The 21,216-nt window shown below is 56.2% G+C and carries 16 protein-coding genes; 10 read left to right on the plus strand and 6 right to left on the minus strand.

The window, feature by feature from the left end:
• Nucleotides 1–231 precede the first annotated feature (231 nt).
• The 3 genes from N1030_RS03605 (at nucleotide 232) to N1030_RS03615 (ending at nucleotide 3,233) form a co-directional block, all read left to right on the plus strand.
• Nucleotides 232–873 (plus strand): hypothetical protein, encoded by a 642-nt coding sequence (locus N1030_RS03605; RefSeq protein WP_265827736.1) that lies wholly within the window; start codon nucleotides 232–234, stop codon nucleotides 871–873.
• Nucleotides 874–1,077: 204 nt separating this feature from the next.
• On the plus strand, nucleotides 1,078–2,196 hold the full coding sequence (locus tag N1030_RS03610) for a glycosyltransferase (RefSeq protein WP_265827737.1): 1,119 nt from the start codon (nucleotides 1,078–1,080) through the stop codon (nucleotides 2,194–2,196).
• 8 nt (nucleotides 2,197–2,204) lie between these two features.
• Complete coding sequence (locus N1030_RS03615) at nucleotides 2,205–3,233, plus strand: threonine aldolase family protein (protein ID WP_265827738.1); 1,029 nt, start codon at nucleotides 2,205–2,207, stop codon at nucleotides 3,231–3,233.
• 99 nt (nucleotides 3,234–3,332) lie between these two features.
• On the opposite strand, the gene N1030_RS03620 is transcribed toward N1030_RS03615, so the two are convergent.
• The 5 genes from N1030_RS03620 to N1030_RS03640 all read right to left on the minus strand — a co-directional run bounded on the left by N1030_RS03620 (nucleotide 3,333) and on the right by N1030_RS03640 (nucleotide 9,811).
• Nucleotides 3,333–3,959, minus strand: coding sequence for a TorD/DmsD family molecular chaperone (locus N1030_RS03620; RefSeq protein WP_265827739.1), 627 nt, complete (start codon nucleotides 3,957–3,959; stop codon nucleotides 3,333–3,335).
• 57 nt (nucleotides 3,960–4,016) lie between these two features.
• Complete coding sequence (nrfD, locus tag N1030_RS03625) at nucleotides 4,017–5,117, minus strand: NrfD/PsrC family molybdoenzyme membrane anchor subunit (RefSeq protein ID WP_265827740.1); 1,101 nt, start codon at nucleotides 5,115–5,117, stop codon at nucleotides 4,017–4,019.
• Nucleotides 5,114–5,842 (minus strand): 4Fe-4S dicluster domain-containing protein, encoded by a 729-nt coding sequence (locus tag N1030_RS03630; RefSeq protein ID WP_265827742.1) that lies wholly within the window; start codon nucleotides 5,840–5,842, stop codon nucleotides 5,114–5,116. Before N1030_RS03630 ends, nrfD begins: the two co-directional genes overlap by 4 nt.
• Nucleotides 5,843–5,855: 13 nt before the next feature.
• Nucleotides 5,856–8,426: a molybdopterin-dependent oxidoreductase gene (locus N1030_RS03635; protein ID WP_265827743.1), complete on the minus strand. Its 2,571-nt coding sequence runs from the start codon at nucleotides 8,424–8,426 to the stop codon at nucleotides 5,856–5,858.
• A gap of 284 nt (nucleotides 8,427–8,710) precedes the next feature.
• Nucleotides 8,711–9,811 carry a polysaccharide deacetylase family protein gene (locus N1030_RS03640; protein ID WP_265827744.1) on the minus strand — a complete coding sequence of 367 codons (1,101 nt, stop codon included), beginning with the start codon at nucleotides 9,809–9,811 and terminating at the stop codon, nucleotides 8,711–8,713.
• A gap of 132 nt (nucleotides 9,812–9,943) precedes the next feature.
• Between N1030_RS03640 and N1030_RS03645 the strand changes: the two genes are divergently transcribed.
• The 7 genes from N1030_RS03645 to N1030_RS03675 all read left to right on the plus strand — a co-directional run bounded on the left by N1030_RS03645 (nucleotide 9,944) and on the right by N1030_RS03675 (nucleotide 18,453).
• A complete protein-coding gene (locus N1030_RS03645) occupies nucleotides 9,944–10,876 on the plus strand; it encodes a DnaJ C-terminal domain-containing protein (RefSeq protein WP_265827746.1) in 933 nt (310 codons plus the stop codon).
• Nucleotides 10,877–11,014: 138 nt separating this feature from the next.
• Complete coding sequence (locus N1030_RS03650; RefSeq protein ID WP_265829009.1) at nucleotides 11,015–11,332, plus strand: chaperone modulator CbpM; 318 nt, start codon at nucleotides 11,015–11,017, stop codon at nucleotides 11,330–11,332.
• 40 nt (nucleotides 11,333–11,372) lie between these two features.
• Entirely contained in the window at nucleotides 11,373–13,970 is a 2,598-nt protein-coding gene (gene clpB, locus N1030_RS03655) for an ATP-dependent chaperone ClpB (RefSeq protein ID WP_265827747.1), read from the plus strand.
• Nucleotides 13,971–14,182: 212 nt separating this feature from the next.
• A complete protein-coding gene (locus tag N1030_RS03660) occupies nucleotides 14,183–16,060 on the plus strand; it encodes a TRAP transporter permease (protein WP_265827749.1) in 1,878 nt (625 codons plus the stop codon).
• 38 nt (nucleotides 16,061–16,098) lie between these two features.
• Nucleotides 16,099–17,100, plus strand: coding sequence for a TAXI family TRAP transporter solute-binding subunit (locus tag N1030_RS03665; protein ID WP_265827751.1), 1,002 nt, complete (start codon nucleotides 16,099–16,101; stop codon nucleotides 17,098–17,100).
• Nucleotides 17,101–17,331: 231 nt separating this feature from the next.
• Complete coding sequence (locus tag N1030_RS03670; RefSeq protein WP_265827752.1) at nucleotides 17,332–17,910, plus strand: peptidylprolyl isomerase; 579 nt, start codon at nucleotides 17,332–17,334, stop codon at nucleotides 17,908–17,910.
• Between the two features lie 129 nt (nucleotides 17,911–18,039).
• Nucleotides 18,040–18,453: a hypothetical protein gene (locus tag N1030_RS03675; RefSeq protein ID WP_265827753.1), complete on the plus strand. Its 414-nt coding sequence runs from the start codon at nucleotides 18,040–18,042 to the stop codon at nucleotides 18,451–18,453.
• A gap of 64 nt (nucleotides 18,454–18,517) precedes the next feature.
• Here N1030_RS03675 and N1030_RS03680 read toward each other — a convergent pair whose 3' ends face one another.
• Complete coding sequence (locus tag N1030_RS03680; RefSeq protein WP_265827754.1) at nucleotides 18,518–21,001, minus strand: SLC26A/SulP transporter family protein; 2,484 nt, start codon at nucleotides 20,999–21,001, stop codon at nucleotides 18,518–18,520.
• Between the last annotated feature and the right edge of the window lie 215 nt (nucleotides 21,002–21,216).

Consider the following 21,216-nt stretch of genomic DNA (forward strand, 5'->3'; position numbering starts at 1 on the left):
GGCGGTACCATTACTCCTCAATGAATCAGGATTTGGCAGAAACTACCTTTTTTTGTCCCCAGCGTCCAACACTTTGCGGTATGTACAACGTCCTGTCAATATTAGTGAAAGTCTAGAAAATGACAGTATCGGTGTATGCGTGGATGTATAGGGTATTTGGTATGATTCCTGCTAGATAGAAGGCAGGCGGCATTCCTTGCCGCAAGGAACTGACAGGCAGGAGACGAGCGAATGTACACTTCAAGCATAGATAGAGTTGATGGTCTTTCCTATACCGGATTGCGTACGGATACCCGCGCCGCCGAGAATAATTCTGCGCAGGAAACCGAAAAGCCCCGTGCGCAGCTTCGCAGAGCGAGCATGTATACGGGCAATAATACCATGTCCGGTATTGCCCGCGAGGTGGAAGCGGCTCTTGCGGGAGTTGAGCCGGATGCCAACGGCCGTATCACCTTCAAGCAGCTGGAGGAGCACAAGAAGACCAAGGAAGCGGAGTTCGCCGAGAAGGTGAAGTCCGACCTGCGTGCACTGGGAGTGGATGAGAAGATTGAGTTTCGTCTCGTTTCCGATAACAACGGCGGCGTCTCCGTTATTTCCGATCATAAGGAAGCAGCGCTTATCGAGCGGTATTTCAAGGCTAATCCGAAGATGGTGGAAGAGTTCAACAAGATTCAGATGATCGGCAACTTTGACCGTGCCCGCCAGTTTCAGGACAGGCCCATTACCGACATGCGCAAGGAAATTCAGATGCAGGGGGCTGCGCTGTTCATGAGTTCTGCAATGACAAACGGCATGTCTCTGGCGTCTGAACTCATGGATTTCAGCGAAGCTGGGTTCACCGCAGGTATGTACGGTCTGAGCAGGACGATCTAGAGCGCGCCCACAGGAATTGGTTCATTTCCGGGTATGCAGAAAGGGCCTTTTCTTCCTGCAATGAGATAGGACCAATTAGGATGACGTGCAATACAGGCAGCCATACCGGCTGCCTTTTTCATTTTGTGAAGTGTTAAGCTGCAGCGCTCCGGATTTACACATGGCGGCTTGTTTTTTGGGTTGGTTGCTGTCATGAATTCCCCCATGCGAACTCTTCAGATAATCAACGTGCGCTGGTTCAATGCCACGGCATGGTATGGCCTGTACCTCGGAACGCTGCTGCAGCGAGCCGGTCATGAGACCCGCATCATTGTCCTGCAGAACACGCCTGGGGCGACAAAGACCCGCGAGTGGGGCATGCAGGGCATTCATATGGACCTCAACACGGCCCAGCCCGTCAGGCTGCTGCGCACCTACGGCCAGATGCACCGTCTGGTGACCGGCTTCAAGCCGGACATCGTGAACTGTCATCGGGGCGAAGGGTTCATGCTCTGGGGGTTGCTCAAGAAGCAGCTCGCGGGCGGCCCCAATGCCTTCAAGCTTGTTCGCACGCGCGGTGACCAACGCCTGCCGAAGAACAACGCCATAAACCGCTGGCTGCATACCGATGTGGCCGATGCCGTGGTGGCGACGAACTCCGTCATGGCGCGTCATTTCACCGATGTGTTGCATGTGCCGGCGTCCAAGGTGCACACCATCTTCGGCGGGGTGGATGCCGAACGCTTCACCTTTGAAGCTGATGGTCGAGCCCGCGTGCGAGCCGAGTTCGGTTACCGCGAGGACGATTTTGTCGTTGGCCTGCTGGGCCGTTTTGACGAGGTCAAGGGCCAGCGGGAAACCATTGAAGCCGTTGCGTCTTTGCGCAGGCAGGGCATGACCAATATCCGGCTGATGCTGCTCGGGTTTGACAGTGCAACGCCGCAAAAGGTGGTGCAGGACTGGATACGCGAAAACGGCGTTGAGGATATCTCCGTCATCACCGGAAAGCGCGATGATGTGGTTGCCTGCCTCTCTGCGCTTGATGCTGGCGTCATTGCATCCAAGTGGTCCGAGACCATAGCCCGTGCCGCGCTGGAAATCATGGCCTGCGAACGTCCTCTTATCTCCACGGATGTGGGGGTTATGCCCGACCTGCTGGAGCCCGACGCCCTGTTCCGTCCTGCCGATGTCGAGGCGCTTGCCGCGGCCATCCGCCGCGTGGCTACGGACGCGGACTATCGACGCACGTTGCTTGAACAGCAGCAGCTCCGCATTCGTTCCCTCAGCGGGCAGCATTTTCTCGATCAGACGCTCTCCCTCTACAACGCTCTTTTGCAGAAATAAGGTGCCACGTGATAAATTTTGCCAGTGATAACGCCTCGGGCGTTCATCCCCGTGTTCTTGCGGCCCTTGGCCGTGCCAATGAAGGTTTTGCCCGTGCCTACGGAGACGACAGACATACCGCAGAGGCGGATGCAGTCTTCAAGACCCTGTTCGGCGACGATATTGCCGTGTTCTATGCGATCAACGGCACCGGTGCCAACGTGCTGGGGCTGAAGAGCCTTGTACGCTCCTACCATGCGGTGATCTGTTCGCAGATGGCGCATATCAATGTGGATGAGACCGGAGCACCTGAAGCATCCATCGGGTGCAAGCTGCTCACCCTGCCTTCACCCAACGGCAAGATTACGCCTGAGCAGGTGAAGCCTCTGCTGGCTGCGCAGGGCGTTGTGCATCATAGCCAGCCCAAGGCCATTTCCATTACGCAGGCCACGGAGTTCGGTGAAGTGTATACGCCTGATGAAGTGCGGGCTCTTGCCGATCTTGCCCATGCACACGGCATGTTCCTCCATATGGACGGTGCCCGCATCGCCAACGCTGCCGCATTTCTTGGTGTGGATGTGAACGCGTTTACCCGCGACGCAGGAGTGGACGTCCTCTCCTTCGGCGGCACAAAGAACGGCATGATGTTCGGTGAAGCGGTGGTGTTTTTCAACGTATCCGCCAATCCGGTTCCGAGCTCGGATTTTCCCTATCTGCGCAAGCAGAACCTGCAGTTGCTTTCCAAGATGCGCTACGTTTCCTGCCAGTTTGCGGAAATGCTTCGGGACGGCCTGTGGTTGGAGAGCGCCCGTCATGCCAATGCCATGGCGCAGCGCCTTGCACGCGGGCTTGAGGCCGTTTCCGGCATGACCGTGGTGAACAGGGTGGAGGCGAATGAAGTATTCGTCGCAATGTCCCCCGAGCGTATTGATGTCTTGCAGGAGCAGTTCTATTTCTATGTGTGGGATGCATCCCTGCATCAGGCGCGTCTGGTCTGTTCCTTTAACACCACAGAGGCAGAAGTGGACGCTTTTATCGCGGCTGCCGCCACGGCATAGACGGAAATACGCACGGAGCGGAGCGTTCCGATCTTTTAATCCGGAAAAGAGTCAGAAGGCCGGGAACCAACAGGTTCCCGGCCTTCTTGTTTGTGTTTGCTATAGAGAGAGGATTTCGGGGCTGAATGTTTGCAGTGTCGTTCGGGTCAGTGATGCAAGTGTATGGTAGAACGGTGTGGCGGCACTTTCCTGTACAGCTGTGCAGAATGGGTCGATCCATCGTGCCGGATGGTTGTTCACGAAAGCCGTCAGTTGCGAACGGCATCGGGCTGAGCCTTGCATGTCGTTCTGAACCCGGGCCTGCATTTCCTTGTGCAGCAGGTAGTACATGAACTCCAGTTCTGCCGAGAGGTGGTCGGGTGGATTGCCGAAATCCGCGCTGACCTCAAGCCCCGCAGCCTGATAGTGGTGCAGGGCATCATAGGTTGTTTCACCCATGATGCGTCTGCCTTCTTCCAGATAGACTGAACCGAAGGGCGCGGCGAACAGTTCGAACGGGCCTATGAAAAGACGGGCATAGTCCCGCAGCAGCTCGGCGGGCTCTGTGTCGGTCAGGCTTTGGTGCAGAGGGGCGGGTACTGTTTGGGATATTGCCAGCGCGTTCAATGATTCATCCAGCATGGTTACGTAGGCAGGGAACGAGTCGCCCGGCTCCCTGTAACAATGCGCCAAGGCGAACAGGGCGTTACACCATGCTGCAATTCTGCTTTCACTTCCGCTTTTCATATGAGTCTCCACAGGCGGCAGGGGCTGGTATGTCCGGCCCCTGCCTGTAGCTTGCAGTTAGGAAGCATTATCAAGTCTGAGTTTGCTCTCTCCCCATGTGTACAGGAGCAGCATGACACATACTGCGAAGTCGACCACAAGCAGTTCCCAGAGGTTGGGGGTGTAGCTGAGCAGGGCTGGAAGTCCTTCGCCCTTGGGACCTACAGGCTGCAGTTGGCCGGAGAGTATGACCTGAAACAGGATGGAGAAAGCGCCCGCCAGCGCCGTTGCCGGTGCAAATATCCGGGCCCACGAAGTCTGGCGCAGGTTTGATTCCGCCATCAAGGCAAATGGAACGGCGAGCCATATTGCTGAACCAATGCCGATAGAGTTGGTTAGTGCAGGCACGGTGGCGGCTGATTCCAGAAGTATTTTCAGAACGAGCAGCAACAGGGCTGCGCCGGAAGAGAGGTACAGCAGCCTGCCGAGATAGTTCATGCTGCTGGTGACGGCTGCGGAAGGCCTGCCGGATGAGATGGATTGGAGAATGGATTGATGGAAGAGAATGGCTGAGACGCCGCCCATGAAGGCAAGGGAGAGGAAGAGCACGGAGATGAAGGGGCCGAAGTAGGTCGGGCGTGCTTCCGTGAGTCCGAAAACCGCGCCGAGCATCAGAGCTGCAAAAAGGCTGCAGAACATGGAAAGAAGGCTGAGCAGCTTGCCTGAACCATCAGCGGTGCCCTTGGTTCGCATCTGGGCGAATTTGATGATGAGCAGAACAAGCTCGAGGCTGTAAAGCGCACCCATGTACCAGATGGGGGATGACAGGTTGGGGGAAAGAAGAAGCTGATACATGTGCCCCAGAGAACCCAGTTCAAGGCCGATGGCTATGAAGGCGGCCGCAAGGGTGGCTATGGCAAGAAATGTCAGCCTCTTGGCCTGCGGCATCAATTCCTTGACGCCGAAGACCAGCGGCATGGATGCCACAAGAGCCAGCCCTGTGCTGGTAAGGGCAAAGAACACGTATGCCACAAGCGGCAATGTCCAGACGATGACATCGTTGGCCTTGAACAGAGCGTGCCCTTCGCTGAACAACTGGGCCGCCGTATAGAGGCCAGTCAGGACGCCTGCTCCGAGAAGAGCAAGCCACGGAACTCGCAAGGTGTTTGCCAAACTCATTTGAGGCCTCCTTTCGTCTGGATATACGTGCCGGGGTTGAAACTGCGGATGTAAAAGATCTTGGGCTCCGTACCCAGTTCTTCTTTCAACCGGTACGGACGGTATTTCCCGAGCAGTTTGCTTACTTCGCTTTCCGGATCGTCCAGATCGCCGAAGATGCGTGCATCGGCAGGGCACGCCTCTACGCAGTAAGGCAGTTGCCCCTTCTTGAGCCGGTGGTCGCAGAAGGTGCATTTTTCGACGACGCCTCTGGGCCTTAACCCGGGCAGAGTCGCATCCCGGTCAGGATTTAAGAAAGGCGTTCCCTGGGTTTTCAGTTTTGCCAGATCCGCTGCAGGCGACGAGGTGCAGTTCGGTATCAGCTCGCCCTGCTTGTTCTGCTGGCTGAACGGGTCTCGCCAGTTGAAGTAGATGACCCCATAGGGGCAGTTGAACATGCAGTATTTGCATCCTATGCACTTATCCGGATCGTGCATGGTTATGCCGCCCTCTGCCTTGTGCATGGCCTGTGTCGGGCAGCCCTGCACGCAGGGGGCGTTCTCACAGTGGTTGCAGAGCGTGGGGGTGTAGTGGAAGCGTACATTTGGGAAGGTTCCCACAGTCTCGGTGATCTTGTTGGACCATGAGATGCCTTCCGGCGTGTTGTTCTCGTTTTTGCAAGCTATGATGCAGCCGCCGCATCCAACGCACCGTTGGTGATCGATAACCATCGCGTATCTTGTCATGTCATCTACCTCCTTACGCCTTCACTATCTTGACGCGCACGGTGCTGTAGTAGGCGGTGGAACCGCTGAGCCGTTCAAAGTCCGCAGGAATGATCATGTTGTTATTCCCGCCGCGGGGCTCCTTGCCGAATACCTTTGATGCCAGCCTGCCATAGACCCAATGACCTTGCCCGTAGCATTTGGCCACGGTGCCGGGGCGGACGCCTTCCCAGAGTTTTGCGGTGCAGGAAAGTTCTCCGGTCGGAGAGACCAGCTTGATGGCATCGCCGTTTTTGATGCCCATGGCTTCGGCGTCCACGGGATTGATCTTGGCGACGTCGTCATATTTTTCATCGCCGGGATCCAGATCCTTCAACTCATAGTACCAGGCGCAGTTCGCGGAACGTCCTTCGCGGTTCAGGCGGGACTTGTGGTCGACGAAGACGAAGGGGTGGTCAGTCGGATTGCCATGCACGAAGGGTTCTTCAAAATGTGGCACAAAGGCTCTTTCACCGCGCGCAAGATATTTGCTGGCTTCAAGCACGGCATCCACGTCCGTTTCATGCTTTTCGGCGTGGGCTCCCAGCGCTTTCTTCAGTGTCTCACTGTAGAACTCGAACTTCTTGGTATCGGTCTTCATCTCAGACCAGCGTTTTTTGTACGGGTAGGGATCGGAGTTCCATACGCCTATTTTGCGGAAGTGCTCCCAGCCCTCAAACTTGTCGCCCCCCTTGTGCAGGGCGGGATCCCACAGAGGTTGGGTTGCATACTTCAACGCGTAGAGTGCGAATTCCTTTTCATTGGAAGGGGGAACGCCGGTTTCCGGATCCTTGTATTCGGTGCGGAAGTAGTCGAGCAGGTTGGTGAAACCTCGCTGTGCAAGCTTTTCTGCCAGCAGCCAGGGGATTTCAGTTTCGTCGATCTTGTAATCCCAGAGAGGTTCGATAACGGGCTGCATGATGGTGACATGCCTGTAGCCGTTACCTATGGACTTCACGTATCCCCACTTTTCGAAGAGATGGTGCGTGTCCGGCAGAAGGATGTCCGAGAACCATGAGAATTCGGACGCATTGGTGGTGATGTGGGTGATGAAGGGAATTTTGCTCAGTGCTTCTTCCCAGCGCTGACCTTGCGGAGCGGAGAAGGGGAAGTTGTTCATGTAGGCAATGACGACCTTGATATCATAGGGGTCTTCATTGATAACGCCGGTAGGAACGTTGTTTGTGATGACGGCACTGCCCGGTTTGCCGGCGTTGATGGCCGGAAACTCCAGTCTTCCGCGTTGATCGATCTTCTCGTGCTTCTTGCCCTTCTTGGCGATGTCATCGAAATAGTGATCCGGCTTCGGGAACTTGTTGGTATATTCCTTGTTGGCAACAAGCGTACCGCCTACGTTGTCGCAGGCGCCCACCAGACCGTTGAGCGCGTGGCAGGCCATGCTGGTATAGCCGCCGCGTACCTGCATGACGGGGCCGCCGCCGACCCACGACATGACGTGGGGAGCCAGAGAGCCGAACTCGGTGGCAACGCGCCGTATCTGTTCGGCTGAAACGCCTGCAAGCTCCGCTGCCCATTCCGGCGTCTTGTCTTTGAGTTCCAGGTTCCACCAGCGCACGAGTCCGTGCGTGTGCACCTCTGCAAACGTGGTTTCATCCACTTCCTGTCCGACGACGAATCTGTTTACGCCATCCGTAAAGTCGCCGACGAACTCCTTGCTCCACAAGCCCGAGGTGAGAATGACGTGTGCCATGGCAACGGCGATGGCCCCATCGTAACCGGGCTTTGCTGCAATCCATTCATCAGCCTTGGCAGCCGTGGCGGAGAGTCTGGGTTCAACAATCGCCACCTTGGCGTTGCCTATGGCTTCGCCCCATGCCTTGGAGTAGTAGGATACCTGTCGGTTTGCAGCCAGCGGATCGGCTCCCCAGAGAAGAATGTAGCGCGTGTTCAGCACATCGTACTGACGGTAGTCCCAGTAGCCTTCCGTGTAGTATGGGCCGAACTTTTCCGCTTCCGCACACAGTGCGCTGTGGGAGATGTTGTTGGGCGACCCGATGATCTTCGTTGTAAAGTCATAGAGAATGTCGCGCATATAGGTGTATCTGCCACGCAGAAGCATGTACTTATGCGTTTCATGTGCGTTGCGCAGTTCCATTATCTTGTCGGCAATGGTGTCCAGCGCTTCATCCCATGTAATGGGGACAAAGCCGGGGTCCTCATTTCTGCCTTTCTTGGGATTGGTGCGTTTCATGGGGGTCTTGATCCGGTCGGGATCATACACCTGCTGCAGACCCATGTGGCCCCTTGGACAAGAAGCGCCCAAGTTGACCTTGGAATGGGGATTGCCGCGAACTTTTACCGCACGCCCTTCAACAACGTAGACTTGTTTGGAACACCATGAAGTGCAGCCTTGGCATGTGGAGGCCAGCCATTCTCCCTGCGGCGTTTCACGTACTGCCGCTTTGGCCTCAGTGAGTGCACTCAGCGCAGGCTTGGTAAAAACGCCTCCAGACAGTGCGGCGCATGTAATAGCTGCGCCTTTAACAAAGTTACGCCTGGATTGGTTCTGGTTCTTCCTTCGGGCACTTTGCGTTTTGGGCGACATACAACCTCCGGATTGCTTCTAGCTGTAAGAAAAAACACAATGAGATAGTTTGTGTTGTATAGTAGCAGAAAGAGCGATGATTGCCGTTATATATTGAGAACCATGCAGGTTGTCTTTTGGCGTCGTGGAGCGGCTTGCTGTTGAAGGGCAAGGGGACGTGGTGAGTGAGGTGATAACAAGATAAAGGCGCCCCGGTTGGGAGGCGCCTTTCGTGTTGCAATGGGTATTGCGGTGAGGATGAAGCTGGGCAGCTACCTCTACGGCAGCTTGGGAGGTGGGCTAGCCTACAGGCGTATGGACGAATACAGGTTGGCAAGCCACGGGCGGGAGTAAATCTGCAGCCGCATCATCATCCATGAGGCAGGTTTGTCCTTTGCTTTGAAGCGGTGCACGTGATCAGCGCAGCCGCCGGGGTTTGCGCCCATGTTCGTGGTAAAGAAACACTGGTACCCCAAGTCCTTGCCTATGGACAAGGCGTCGGGAGAGAACGCGCCCCACGGCCAGCACAGCGAACGTTCGGGCCTTCCGAGTTTCTGTTCTACGGTCGCCTTGGCTTCAGCCAGTTCCTGCCGAAGAGCGCCTTGCATGGCCATGTCGTCTTCATATGTGCCCAGTTCTTCCTTGGAGAAGCCTTCAACCAGCGTCTTCAGCCTTTCCACGTTGTCCGCCTCGGCGAAAAAGGCGTAGGCGGCTTCTTTCTCCTGCGGCACCAGATCGCGGATGGCGTCCATCAGGCGGGAGGAGGGAATGAATGCACGATTGGAAAGACGCGGACGATTCTTGAAGCGGGGAAGCCCCCATATGACTTCGGCATCCACACGGTCGAAGGTGCGGCTGCGTTTGCCGGGCTGGAAGAATCCGTCATATTCGGGACTCACGAAAACGGTCTTGTGCCATGCGGAGTGAGATGATACCCGCACCACGCCGCTTTTTTCCATGAGCCTTGCCTCTTCCCAGCTTATGAAGTGATCCGTGCGTTCGTCAAAGCCGAGCGCATGCGGTACATAGGGCTGGTCAACACGGGGCAGGGCATCGGCGGAGCATTCGTTGTTCCACACCTGCTTAAGGGTATTACGGGGCGTTTCGCCGGTTTCAATCTTGCCGGTTACGGCAAAGATCGTCCCCTTGTGCCCGTATTTTTCAAGAATGGGAAAGGCATAGACGTAGTTGTCCAGAAAGCCGTCGTCAAAGGTGATGAGCACGGATTTATCCGGCAGCGGCTTGCCCTGAATGAAAAAGTCTTCCGCCTCGTCCAGCCCGATGCCGCGCCACCCCTTGCGGGCCATTGTTGCGCAGTGTTCTTCGAATAGTTCGGGGGAGACGGCAATGGGGTTTTTCCAGCGTGATATATAGTGGTACATAAGTACCGGAACGGATCTGGTCATGATGCTTTGAAGGGGAGTGCGGTTGACTATGAATTATGGTGCGTTATGTTAGCATTCGAAAATGCAGAACGCTCGTCTGCATTGCAAACGGCGGGATTCCGCCAGTCGTCTTACTGAGGAGAGCTATACGAGATGGGAGTTGAATACAAGGATTATTATAAATTGTTGGGCGTATCCAGAAGCTCATCAAAAGACGATATCGCAAAAGCATTCAAGAAGCTGGCGCGTCAGTATCATCCTGACCTCAATCCGAACAACAAGGACGCGGAAGCCAAGTTCAAGGAGATAAACGAGGCGTACGAGGTGCTCAAGGATGACGAAAAGCGCAAGCTGTATGACCAGCTTGGGCCAAACTGGCAGCATGGCCAGAACTTCCAGCGCCCCCCCGGATTTGAGAATATGAATTTCGGAGGTTTTCAGGGCGGTGGGGATTTCAGCGATTTCTTTGAAACCATTTTTGGTGGCGGAGGGTTCCGACGTTCCGGTGGCGGCTTCGGTGCTGATCCCTTCGGCAATTATTCCAACAGGCCGCGTCGCGGGCGTGATGTGGAGGCGACCCTCGGCCTGACGCTGGAAGAAGCCTATCATGGAGGCCGCAAGGCCGTGACCATTCAGGATGCCGGTGCCAGCAAGACCCTTGAAGTGAACATTCCCGCCGGCGTCAAGGACGGGGCGAAGATCCGTCTCTCCGGTCAGGGAGACCGGGGGATGGCGGGCGGCCCCAGCGGGGATCTGTATCTCAAGGTGGTTATCAAGCCCCACAACCGCTTCCAGCTGGATGGCGTGAACGTGGTGCTCGATCTGCCGCTCGCCCCGTGGGAGGCCGTTCTTGGTGCCACGGTGCGTGTTCCCACATTGGATGGCGATATTGAGCTCAATATACCTGCCGGAACGGGTAGCGGCCGGAAGCTGCGCCTGCGCGGCAAGGGCCTTGGCAGCGCATCGGCACGTGGCGATCAGTTCGTCCGTGTCATGGTCAGGGTACCGGATTCGTTGACCGAAAAGGAACGGGGCCTGTGGGAGAGCTTGCGTGAAGTTTCCGGCTTTTCGCCCCGGGATTTCTAGTTCCGTTCCGGAAATTAGCGAAAGGGATACGTGCATTCATATAGGTATCTGAGGGCAGGAGCCGCCGGCTCCTGCCTCCTGAAACCGGAAAGCACAACAGCAACAAACTGCACATGAAACACGCCTGCGGAGGCCATGATGGATATGTATCGTTATGACGAAGACCTGCCCATTCAGTCCGACTACATCGCATGGGCGGAGTTTATCGAACTTGCCGCGGTGCACCCCACGCGGCTTGGCGAACTGCTGGAACTGGGGTGGCTGCATCCTGCGCGCACCGCACAGGAAGAATATCTTTTCACGCGCAAAGACGTATACCGCATCCGTAAGCTTGAGCGCATTTGCGCCGATTTCAATCTGAACGCGCTCGGCGGTTCCATCATTGTGGATCTGCTGGATCGTATCGATCAACTGGAGCGCAAGGTGCAGGAACTGGAACTGCTGATACGCGACTGATAATTCTCATTCATACTGCTTATTGCGGGAGAGATGACGCATGAATCTGAACCAATTCACCGAAAAATCACAACTTGCCATCAGCGAGGCGCAGAACGTTGCCATCCGTCTGGGACACCAGCAGGTGGACGTTGAGCATCTTGTGCAGGCGCTGGTGGAGCAGGAAAACGGACTTGTGAGCCGTTTGCTGGAACAGATGGGGCACAAGCCCAAGGCGTATCTTGAGGCTCTGGGCAAGGAATTGCGCAGACGGCCTTCCGTGAGCGGTCCCGGTGTGGGACCCGATTCCATCTATGTTACCCCGCGGCTTAATCGTATGCTGGTGCGGGCGCAGGATTTTGCCAAGCGTCTGCAGGACGAATACGTGAGTGTGGAACACCTGTTCTGTGCGGCGCTGGATGAGCCTGCCTCGTCCGAAGTGGGGCGTGTTAACAAGGAGTTCGGTCTCAATCAGGATAAGGTGCTCGCCGCATTGACCCACGTGCGAGGTGCGCAGCGTGTTACCTCGCCCAATCCCGAAGACACCTACGAGGCGCTCAGGAAATACGGGCGCGATCTCGTTGAGGAAGCCCGCAAGGGCAAGCTGGACCCCGTGATCGGACGCGATGCGGAGATACGTCGTACCATCCGTATCCTTTCCCGTCGCACCAAGAACAACCCCGTGCTCATCGGCGAGGCTGGCGTGGGCAAGACCGCCATCGTGGAGGGCCTTGCGCACCGCATTCTCAACGGGGATGTACCGGAAAGCCTGAAGGACAAAAGTCTCTTTGCGCTGGATATGGGGGCGCTCATTGCCGGTGCCAAGTACCGCGGCGAGTTCGAGGAACGCCTGAAGGCTGTGCTCAAGGAAGTGGAGAAGGCCGAAGGCCGCATCCTCATGTTCATTGACGAACTGCACATCATTGTGGGGGCGGGCAAGACGGACGGCGCCATGGATGCGAGCAACCTGCTCAAGCCCATGCTGGCCCGTGGCGAACTGCACTGCATAGGCGCGACGACGCTGGATGAGTACCGCAAGTACATAGAAAAGGACCCTGCGTTCGAGCGCCGGTTCCAGCCCATCGTGGTGGAGGAACCCACCGTTGAGGATACGATTTCCATTCTGCGTGGTCTGAAGGAACGTTTTGAAGTGCATCATGGCGTGCGCATCAGCGACTCCTCCATCGTGGAGGCCGTGACCCTTTCGGACAGGTACATTTCCGACAGGCAATTGCCGGACAAGGCCATTGACCTGATCGATGAAGCTGCCGCCATGATCCGCACGGAGATTGACTCCCTGCCGTCGGAACTGGATGAAGCCAACCGCAAGATCATGCAGCTTGAGATTGAACGCGAAGCTCTGCGCCGCGAAAGCGACGAAGGTTCCCGCGAACGTCTGCGCAAGCTTGAAAACGAGCTTGCGGGGCTGCGTGAGAATCAGGCCACCCTCATGTCCCAGTGGGAACGTGAAAAGGGCACCATCAACTCCGAGCGCAATCTCAAGGAAGAGATTGAGCGTACCCGCCGCGCCATTGAGGAGGCGGAACGCAACTATGATCTTAATCGCGCGGCGGAACTCAAGTATTCCACACTGCTCAATCTGGAAAAACAACTGGCCGAGTATCAGGCCGGTGAAGACAAGGATGGCAGGCTCCTCAAGGAGGAAGTGCATCCCGACGACATCGCCGAGATAGTGGCGCGCTGGACGGGCATTCCCGTATCCAAGCTGCTGGAAGCCGAACGGGAGAAACTGCTGCGTCTGGGTGAAGAGCTGCACAAGCGTGTTGTCGGGCAGGATGAGGCCGTGAATGCCGTGGCGGAAGCGGTGTTGCGCTCCCGCGCGGGGCTTTCAGACCCCAACCGGCCTATCGGGTCCTTCATCTTCCTCGGCCCCACCGGGGTGGGCAAGACCGAGCTGTGCAAGACGTTGGCTGCCGCGCTGTTTGATTCGGAAGAGAACATCGTTCGTCTGGACATGAGCGAGTACATGGAAAAGCACACCGTGGCGCGACTCATCGGTGCGCCTCCCGGCTACGTGGGGTACGACGAGGGCGGTCAGCTGACCGAGGCCGTGCGCCGCAAGCAATACAGCGTGGTGCTCTTTGACGAGATCGAAAAGGCGCATCCCGACGTGTTCAACGCCCTGCTCCAGATTCTGGACGACGGGCGGCTCACGGACAGTCATGGACGTACCGTGAACTTCAAGAATACCATCATCATCATGACCTCCAACGTCGGGGCTCCGCTCATGCTTGAGGGCATTACCGATGATGGAGAGTTCAAGCCCGGTGTGCGTGGTTCCGTCATGCGGGAGCTGAGGAACAACTTCAGGCCCGAGTTCCTGAACCGTGTGGACGAAACGGTGCTGTTCAGGCCGCTGATGCTTGATCAGATCAAGCAAATAGTGGGCCTGCTCATGCAACGGCTGCAGGCGCGCCTTGATGAGCGTTCCATTACTGTTGAGCTTGATGAGGCCGCTGCCGACCACATTGCACGGGTTGCGTACAACCCCGTATATGGTGCCCGTCCGCTCCGCCGGTACCTGCAACAGCATGTGGAGACGCCCCTTGCCCGCATGATCATTGGCGGGGAGCTGCAGGATGGCAGGCAGGTACGCATAGGCTTGGAGCAGGAAAAGCTGGTTTTTGAAATATTGTAGATAATTGCGTAAAATAGCTTGAGAAGCGCGCTTTCCGTCATGGGAGGCGCGCTTTTTTCATGTATTCACCATTGTTTGTGGGGGTGTGGTGGTGTATGAGCGCAAGTGGTCTCCTTGACGACTCCATTGGGGCTGTGACAACACTTCTTCGGTTGAACGAAATTGTTATTGTCATGATAATGTCAGGTCTTACGCGGTATTAAGGAGTTTGTATGAGAGAGTTGTCCGGATGGATGCGCCGAATGGTGTATGTGTATATTGTTCTGATCGGTGTGTTCCACCTGTATACCGCTGTGTTCGGAGCCTTTGAGGCTTACCTGCAACGTATCGCCCATCTGAGTCTGGTGTTTCCGCTGGCGTTCTGGCTGTATCCGGCCACTAAGCGTTCTCCCAAAGACAGGGTGACAGTGCCAGACTGGATTCTGTCTCTGCTTTCAGTCATACCGGGCCTGTATGCCGCATGGCAGCATGACGCCATTACCGCACGTATAGTCAGCGTTGACCCTTTGACCACGGTTCAGCTTGTTCTCGGCATTTTGCTTGTGTTCATGCTTATGGAAGCGACCCGGCGGGTGGTGGGGCTGCCGCTCATGCTCGTATCAGCCTTCTTTGCAGGCTACATGTATTTCGGACATTATTTCCCCGGGCCCATGCGCGGGTTATCCTTTTCGCCTGAAGAGATTGTGGAGCACCTGTTCCTGACGGATGAGGGAGTGTTCTCCATACCGCTGGGGGTATCCGCCACCTTCGTCATGGTGTTTCTGATATTCGGCGGTTTTCTTGATAAGAGCGGCATCGGCGAATACTTCATGAAGTTTGCCCAATCCATGGCGGGCACAACCGCTGGCGGTCCCGCCAAGATTGCCGTGCTCTGTTCGTGCCTGTTCGGCTCCATTTCCGGTTCTGCCGTGGCAAACGTCTACGGAACCGGCACCTTTACCATTCCGCTGATGAAGCGTCTGGGGTATTCGGGGCTGTTTGCCGGAGCCGTTGAAGCCGTGGCAAGTTCCGGTGGTCAGATCATGCCGCCCATTATGGGGGCAGGGGCCTTCATCATGGCCTCGTTGCTCGGGCTGCCGTACCGCGACATCATCATCGCGGCACTGCTGCCTGCTCTCATGTATTATGGAGCCCTGTTCCTCATGGTGCATCTGCGGGCCAAAAAGCGTGGACTGCGCAGTCTGACACGCGAAGAATTGCCCCCGCGCCGCGAGGTGCTCTCCAAACTTTGGATGCTTGCTCCCATTGTGGTGCTGGTAACGCTGCTGCTTTCCGGTTTTACCGCCATGCTTGCAGCGGTGGTGGGTATTGTGGGGGCGTGGGGTGTGGCTTTGCCGGATGCGCGCTACCGCATGGGGCCCAAGCGTATATGTGACGCCATTTACTGCGGTGCCAAGAATATTCCCGTGGTCGCCATTGCCTGTGCCAGTGCCGGTATCATCGTCGGGGCCGTTTCCCTGACCGGTATCGGCTTCAAGTTTGTCACCATGGTCTCATCCCTCGCCAACGGCGTGGGGTTCATAGCCCTTGTGCTCATCATGATTGTGGCGCTTGTTCTCGGCATGGGGCTGCCTACCGTCGGGGCCTATATCCTTGCTGCGGCCTTGGGCGTTCCGGTGCTGGTCAAGCTGGGCTTTGCACCTCTTGCGGCACACCTTTTCGTTTTCTACTTCGCTATTGTATCGGCCATTACTCCCCCCGTGGCGCTGGCGGCCTATGCGGCAAGTTCGCTATCGGGGGCGTCTCCCAATGCGACCGGTTTTCAGGCCATGCAGCTGGGAATTCTGGCCTTTATCGTGCCCTTTGCCTTCTGTTATGATCCCGGCATTATTCTCAGCGGATCGTTGTTCCTGAACTGTGCGGCGATCATCGGAGGTATTGCTGCAGTCTTCGCCTTCGGTCATGCGGTAGAAGGCTATGCTGCGGGACCTCTTGCCTTGTGGCAGAAGTTTGCTTTGGTGGCGGGCGGAGGGCTCAGCCTTACACCGCATCTTTACGGCAAGGCAGCAGGGGTACTGGTTGTAACCGGCCTGCTGTTCACTTGGTACAAGGCTGCTCAATTCAAGGAAACTGCCTGCGAGCAGGCGTAATATTTTATACGTCATACTGAACCTGAGGAGGTAAGAGCGTGAAACGGATTATTCTGATGTTTGTCCTGTGTGTAATGACAGTGATTGGTTCTGCAACTGCCGGTACGGCCGGTGACAATGTGGATAAGAGCCAGTGGCCTGATCAGCTCAGATTCATGGCGGGCCCTCCCGGCGGAACGTGGTTTGCTTTGGGCGGTGTGGTTTCCGAAATGTGGACGCGTGAAGTGGCTCCCGCGACCAGCGGCACGGGCGGCGGCGTTTCCAACATCGTCAACGTGGACCGCATGAAGGGAGACATGGGGCTTACTGTGGCCTCGGTGCTCGGTGCCGCACGTGCTGGCGAGGAGCCTTTCAAGTCCCAGATGCAGAATGCTGTGCTGCTTGCAAACCTGTATCGCCAGTATACCTACTTCATCGTGCGCAAGGATTACGCCGAGAAGAACGGCATTACCTCCGTGGGCGATATCGTGCGTAAAAAGCTGCCCATCCGTATGGCTACTCTCAAGCCCGGCACCTCTTCCGAGTTTGTGATCCGTTCCATCTTTGAAAAGGGCTTCCATTCCGGTTGGGATGCCGTGAAGTCCTGGGGCGGCAGTGTGGAATTTGCCTCCTACAGCGACGGTGCAAACCTGCTGGCGGACAACCACATTGACATGTTCGCCTTTGCCGTGGGCCGCAAGGCTTCCATCGTCATGAAGATTGAATCCCAGACTGATGTGGTCATTCTGCCTGTTGATGAAGAAGCCCGCGTTGCCATGAGCAAGGCGCTGGGCACCACTACCTTCACGATCGACAAGGAAGTCTACTCCTCCGTAACCGGTGATGTGCCCGTTGTCGGCGACTACACCTGCATCGTCATGCGCGGTGACCTGCCTGAGTCTCTTGCCGGTGCCCTTGCCAAGTCCCTGTGGGACAAGCGTGAGGAGCTTGGTGCTGCCGTGAGCGACCTGAAGGAAATGACTGCAGCAGAAGCCGTTTCCGAAGGTATTCCCGCACATCCGGGTGCTGCCGCTTTCTGGAAAACCGTTTCCGGCAAGTAGCTTTGGGCCGCTTGGCGGTTTGACCAATTCTAATGAACGCGCACCTGATTTCGGGTGCGCGTTATTATTTGGTAATCATTACAGAAATGGTGTATGGGATGTTTGCGCGATGCGCGGAGGCGGACTGCGCAATGTTGTTAAGGCGGGGCGTGGTTGATCATACGCATAACTTTTGGTACAGCACTGTTCGCCTTGGAATAGGCTGCGTACCGCTAACAGGGAGTGTATCTCATGCGGATTTTTTGGATGTGCGTTCTCGCACTTGCTCTTATAACCGTGACTGCCGGCTCCGCGCTGGCTCAAGGGGGACATCCCGTGATCAAGCTTGAAACCTCCATGGGTGATATTGTGCTGGAACTGGACGCTGAAAAGGCTCCCAAGACTGCTGCCAACTTCGTGCAGTATGTTGAGGAAGGCCACTACGATGGCACCATTTTCCATCGCGTTATCGACGGTTTCATGGTTCAGGGTGGCGGTTTTGATGCACAGATGGTGCAGAAGCCCACCCGTGAAGAAATCGAGAACGAGGCGGACAACGGCCTTCAGAACCTCAAGTACACCATCGCCATGGCCCGTACCATGGCTCCCCATTCCGCAAGCTCCCAGTTCTTCATCAACGTGAACGATAACCACTTCCTCAACCATTCCGGCAAGACCATGCAGGGCTGGGGATACTGTGTATTCGGCAAGGTTGTTGAAGGAACTGAAGTTGTGGACAAGATCAAGGGCGTTGCCACCGGCACCTACGGCTTCCATGAGAATGTTCCCACTGAACCCGTGGTGATCGTGAAGGCCTCTGTGATCAAGTAATTCCATTCCGTTCAGGGATGAGTATGGAAACCCCGCCCCAACGGCGGGGTTTCGTTTTGCAAAACAACGCCGTATTCAGTAAAAGGTGTTATGTCGGGGGGAGTAACGTTTAGCTATTGAGGATGCAGCATGAATATGTGGACCCGTCTTGTTTCCCTTGTCGTGTGTTTGGCCATGGTTGTGCAGCTCACGGCATGCGGCATGATTCTGTACCCCGAGCGTAAAGGCCAGAGAGCAGGCAGGATTGATCCCGGTGTGGCCATTCTTGACGGTATCGGGCTGTTCTTCTTCATCATTCCGGGAGTAATCGCCTTTGCTGTGGATTTTGGTACCGGCGCTATCTACCTGCCGGGAACCCGTAGTGCTGACGCCGGATTGCAGCCGGAAACCACGGTTGTGCAGGTCGACCCCATGCTGCTCAATGAAGACTACATTGAGGCCGTGGTGACAAGTCATACCGGCAAGCAGGTTGACCTCGGTGCAGAAGGTGTGGTGATGCGTGAACTGCGCTCACCGGTAGCACTGGCTGTTGCCATGCGCTGATTGCGATTTGTATAAAAGAAAGAAGGCCCCGTTGCAAAACGGGGCCTTCTTTTTGTTTCCAACATTATCGCAGCAGATCCATGACGTGGTGGTTGGCGTCGCTGACTCTTTGCGAGAGCAGGTTGACGACAAAACGGTGCAGGGCAGAGGTGAGCAGCGGTTCCTTGAGCTGCAGTTGATCAAGCGTAGTCCGTGAGAGCCGGTAGAGTACGCACGTACCTTCGGCAACAGCGGAGGCGGAGCGTGGGGCGTTCGTGTATATGCCCATTTCGCCGAACACGGTTCCGGGCCCCATCTTTTTGACGCGGGTGGTTTTTCTGCCGTCCAGTTCCAGTTGAATGGTTATCATGCCCTGTTCGATGAAATACATGGCGTCAGCCGTGTCTCCCTGTCTGAAGATGTGCTCCTTGCTCGTGAAGCTCATCTTCTCCAGATAGGACATCAGCAGGGGCAGCTTGTCGGGGTCGGGAAAGACCGGGGAGAGCATGTCTTCAAGTCCCTTGTCGGCAAGGGCGTTGGCTCCGGCTTCCTTCAGGATGCTGTCCTCACACCATTCCAGTGCGTAGTCCATCTCGACAAAGGACATCGAGGTCCCGTCCGGCTCGTTAAGCGTGAAGCCGTTTTCCTCAAGCTGCTGTTCCACTTCAAAGGGGACGTTGGTGAATAGTAGTGTGAATCCGCTCTTGCGGGCGAGGGTCTTGAACTGCGTGAAGCTGATGGCCACCTGTGAGGCAAGTCCGCTGACGCGGGAGAAGTCGATGATCATGTATCTGAGGGGGGGCTCGTTTTCATTCCTCAGCCGATTGCGTATGGCGGCCAGAATCGGCGTGGTGGACCCGAGGAATATGAAACCCTGCAGGCGCATCATGAATATCTGGTTGCCGTGCGTTCTCAGTATGGCAAGGTGCTCGGCTCCTCTGTCTACACGGCTCCGGTTTGTGGAGCCGTTCAGTAAGTGCTTGATGACGGTTACTTTGCTATAGCGGTTTGCGAGAACCAGAATGGAAAACAGGAAGCCTGCAGCCATGCCGGCGAGAATGCCGAAGGCGACGGATATGAGGAAAACGAGCACGAGAAGGACGTAGTCATCTATTCGCGTAAAGCCGCGTTTTGCATCCACAAGCCATTTGCGCAGAATTGAAAGCCCGAAAAAGACCAGCAGCCCTGCGGGAACGAAGCGTGGCAGGTAGCCGAGCAGGGGGCCGAGCCAGAAAATTGCTGAACCGCAGACAAGGCCCGCGGTTATTCCTGCGATGGGACCCGTTTTACTGCCAAAGCCGGATCCTATGCTGCGGGTGAGGGATATGGAACCCGGAAGGCCGCCCGCAAAGGCACTTAAGGTGTTGGCTGTGGCCAAGTTCTTGAGCAGACCGTTCAGATCAACTTCATCTTCAATCAACAGCTCCAGAGCATAGACTTTCTGGGCAAGAGAAAAGGTGACGAGAATTGTTATCGCAATGAGGTATGGTGCGCCTTTCAGCAGAATATCCCAGCGGATACTCGTCAACATCTCCATGCTGGTGCTCTGCCATGGAAGGGGCACAAGGGCCGGTTGCAGGAGCAGGTTCATATTCTGGGCTTCTGCAATGGAGAACCCCCAGTATCTGAGCAGTGCATGGCTTACCGCCGCTGACAGAAGGATAAGCGCAATGTTCAACAGGGCATTCTTGGAGCGATAGAGAACAAGCGTGAGCAGCAGGCCGAAGGATGCGGCCGGAATCCATTTCAGGCACGGTTCTACGCCAAGAGCAGGCAAAAGAGCCTTGATACAGAAGGGATCAAGTGCACTGAGCTGGAGAGCGCCGTTGATGAGCAGAACTCCCACCATGGCCAGAATGCCGCCGATCACGGGTTGCGGGATGAATCGAAGAATGCTGCCGGCGTCCATTGTGGCGGCAAACTGAGAGACCAGACCGGTGAACAGGGCGCATAGGACCAGACCTGCCAGCAGAGTGACGCCGGTTGCCTCTATGGTCATGTTGGGGGACTGGCTTTGTATGAAGGTGGCAAAGAGATACAGCAGGCCGCAAACCACGGTTTCCGGGCCTGCGGCGACAACAGGAAGTCTGCCCCGAAGTGACATGGTGATGCAGAACACCGTGCTGGAAATGAGCCCCATGCTGAGTATCATGCCATATGAGGCTGAGCTGGGGGCAGCCTCCTGAATAAGCGTGGCAATGGTAATGCAGAAGAACAGCAGCAGCAGACCGCCTTCCAGCCCGGCCTTGAGGTTGGATAACAGGCCGCCGTGCATGAAAGAACGCTTTTCTGCCGTTTGGGTGGAGTTTATTTCCACAGACTGCGACGGCCGTTGGGGGGTAGCCGGATCCTGCTGCCTGCCCGTGGGAGATGTGGTCGCTTTGTCCGGCATTCCGGCTGGTGCGGGGAAGGTGTCCTTTCGTGCTGCTTCATGCAACGGAGCATCGGCGTCGGCGTTGGCCGAAATGGTTACAGCCTGTTTGCATGAAGGACAGCGGACCGGCTTGCCTGTAAAGGTATCCGGGACTTCTTTCTGGATGCCGCATTGTTTGCAGTGAAAAAACGCCACGTGCACACCTCTGTTGGCCGTTTGTTCGTGGTGACGCATGCATCGGGGGGGATGTTGCAGTGCGTAGAAACATGCTTGCGTCATCCCGAGTGCTGGTGCGCCGGACAGCTTTATGCCGCATGCTGCGGAGCCGATGCAGAAAAGGAGCTGTTAACCCTTTGTATAGCATGAATATCGTCGGGCGGGCAACAACTGGTTGACGGGTTGCTTTTTGT

This window comes from Desulfovibrio mangrovi (assembly GCF_026230175.1).
Classification (GTDB): Bacteria; Desulfobacterota; Desulfovibrionia; order Desulfovibrionales; family Desulfovibrionaceae; genus Halodesulfovibrio; species Halodesulfovibrio mangrovi.

What these genes read in the sequence shown, in the direction of transcription:
- N1030_RS03610 (WP_265827737.1), top strand. Translation starts at nt 1,078, where the DNA reads ATGCGAACTCTTCAGATAATCAACGTGCGCTGGTTCAATGCCACGGCA.
- N1030_RS03630 (WP_265827742.1), bottom strand. Translation starts at nt 5,842, where the DNA reads ATGACAAGATACGCGATGGTTATCGATCACCAACGGTGCGTTGGATGC.
- N1030_RS03620 (WP_265827739.1), bottom strand. Translation starts at nt 3,959, where the DNA reads ATGAAAAGCGGAAGTGAAAGCAGAATTGCAGCATGGTGTAACGCCCTG.
- N1030_RS03650 (WP_265829009.1), top strand. Translation starts at nt 11,015, where the DNA reads ATGGATATGTATCGTTATGACGAAGACCTGCCCATTCAGTCCGACTAC.
- N1030_RS03645 (WP_265827746.1), top strand. Translation starts at nt 9,944, where the DNA reads ATGGGAGTTGAATACAAGGATTATTATAAATTGTTGGGCGTATCCAGA.
- N1030_RS03605 (WP_265827736.1), top strand. Translation starts at nt 232, where the DNA reads ATGTACACTTCAAGCATAGATAGAGTTGATGGTCTTTCCTATACCGGA.
- clpB (WP_265827747.1), top strand. Translation starts at nt 11,373, where the DNA reads ATGAATCTGAACCAATTCACCGAAAAATCACAACTTGCCATCAGCGAG.
- N1030_RS03635 (WP_265827743.1), bottom strand. Translation starts at nt 8,426, where the DNA reads ATGTCGCCCAAAACGCAAAGTGCCCGAAGGAAGAACCAGAACCAATCC.
- nrfD (WP_265827740.1), bottom strand. Translation starts at nt 5,117, where the DNA reads ATGAGTTTGGCAAACACCTTGCGAGTTCCGTGGCTTGCTCTTCTCGGA.
- N1030_RS03660 (WP_265827749.1), top strand. Translation starts at nt 14,183, where the DNA reads ATGAGAGAGTTGTCCGGATGGATGCGCCGAATGGTGTATGTGTATATT.
- N1030_RS03640 (WP_265827744.1), bottom strand. Translation starts at nt 9,811, where the DNA reads ATGACCAGATCCGTTCCGGTACTTATGTACCACTATATATCACGCTGG.
- N1030_RS03670 (WP_265827752.1), top strand. Translation starts at nt 17,332, where the DNA reads ATGCGGATTTTTTGGATGTGCGTTCTCGCACTTGCTCTTATAACCGTG.
- N1030_RS03675 (WP_265827753.1), top strand. Translation starts at nt 18,040, where the DNA reads ATGAATATGTGGACCCGTCTTGTTTCCCTTGTCGTGTGTTTGGCCATG.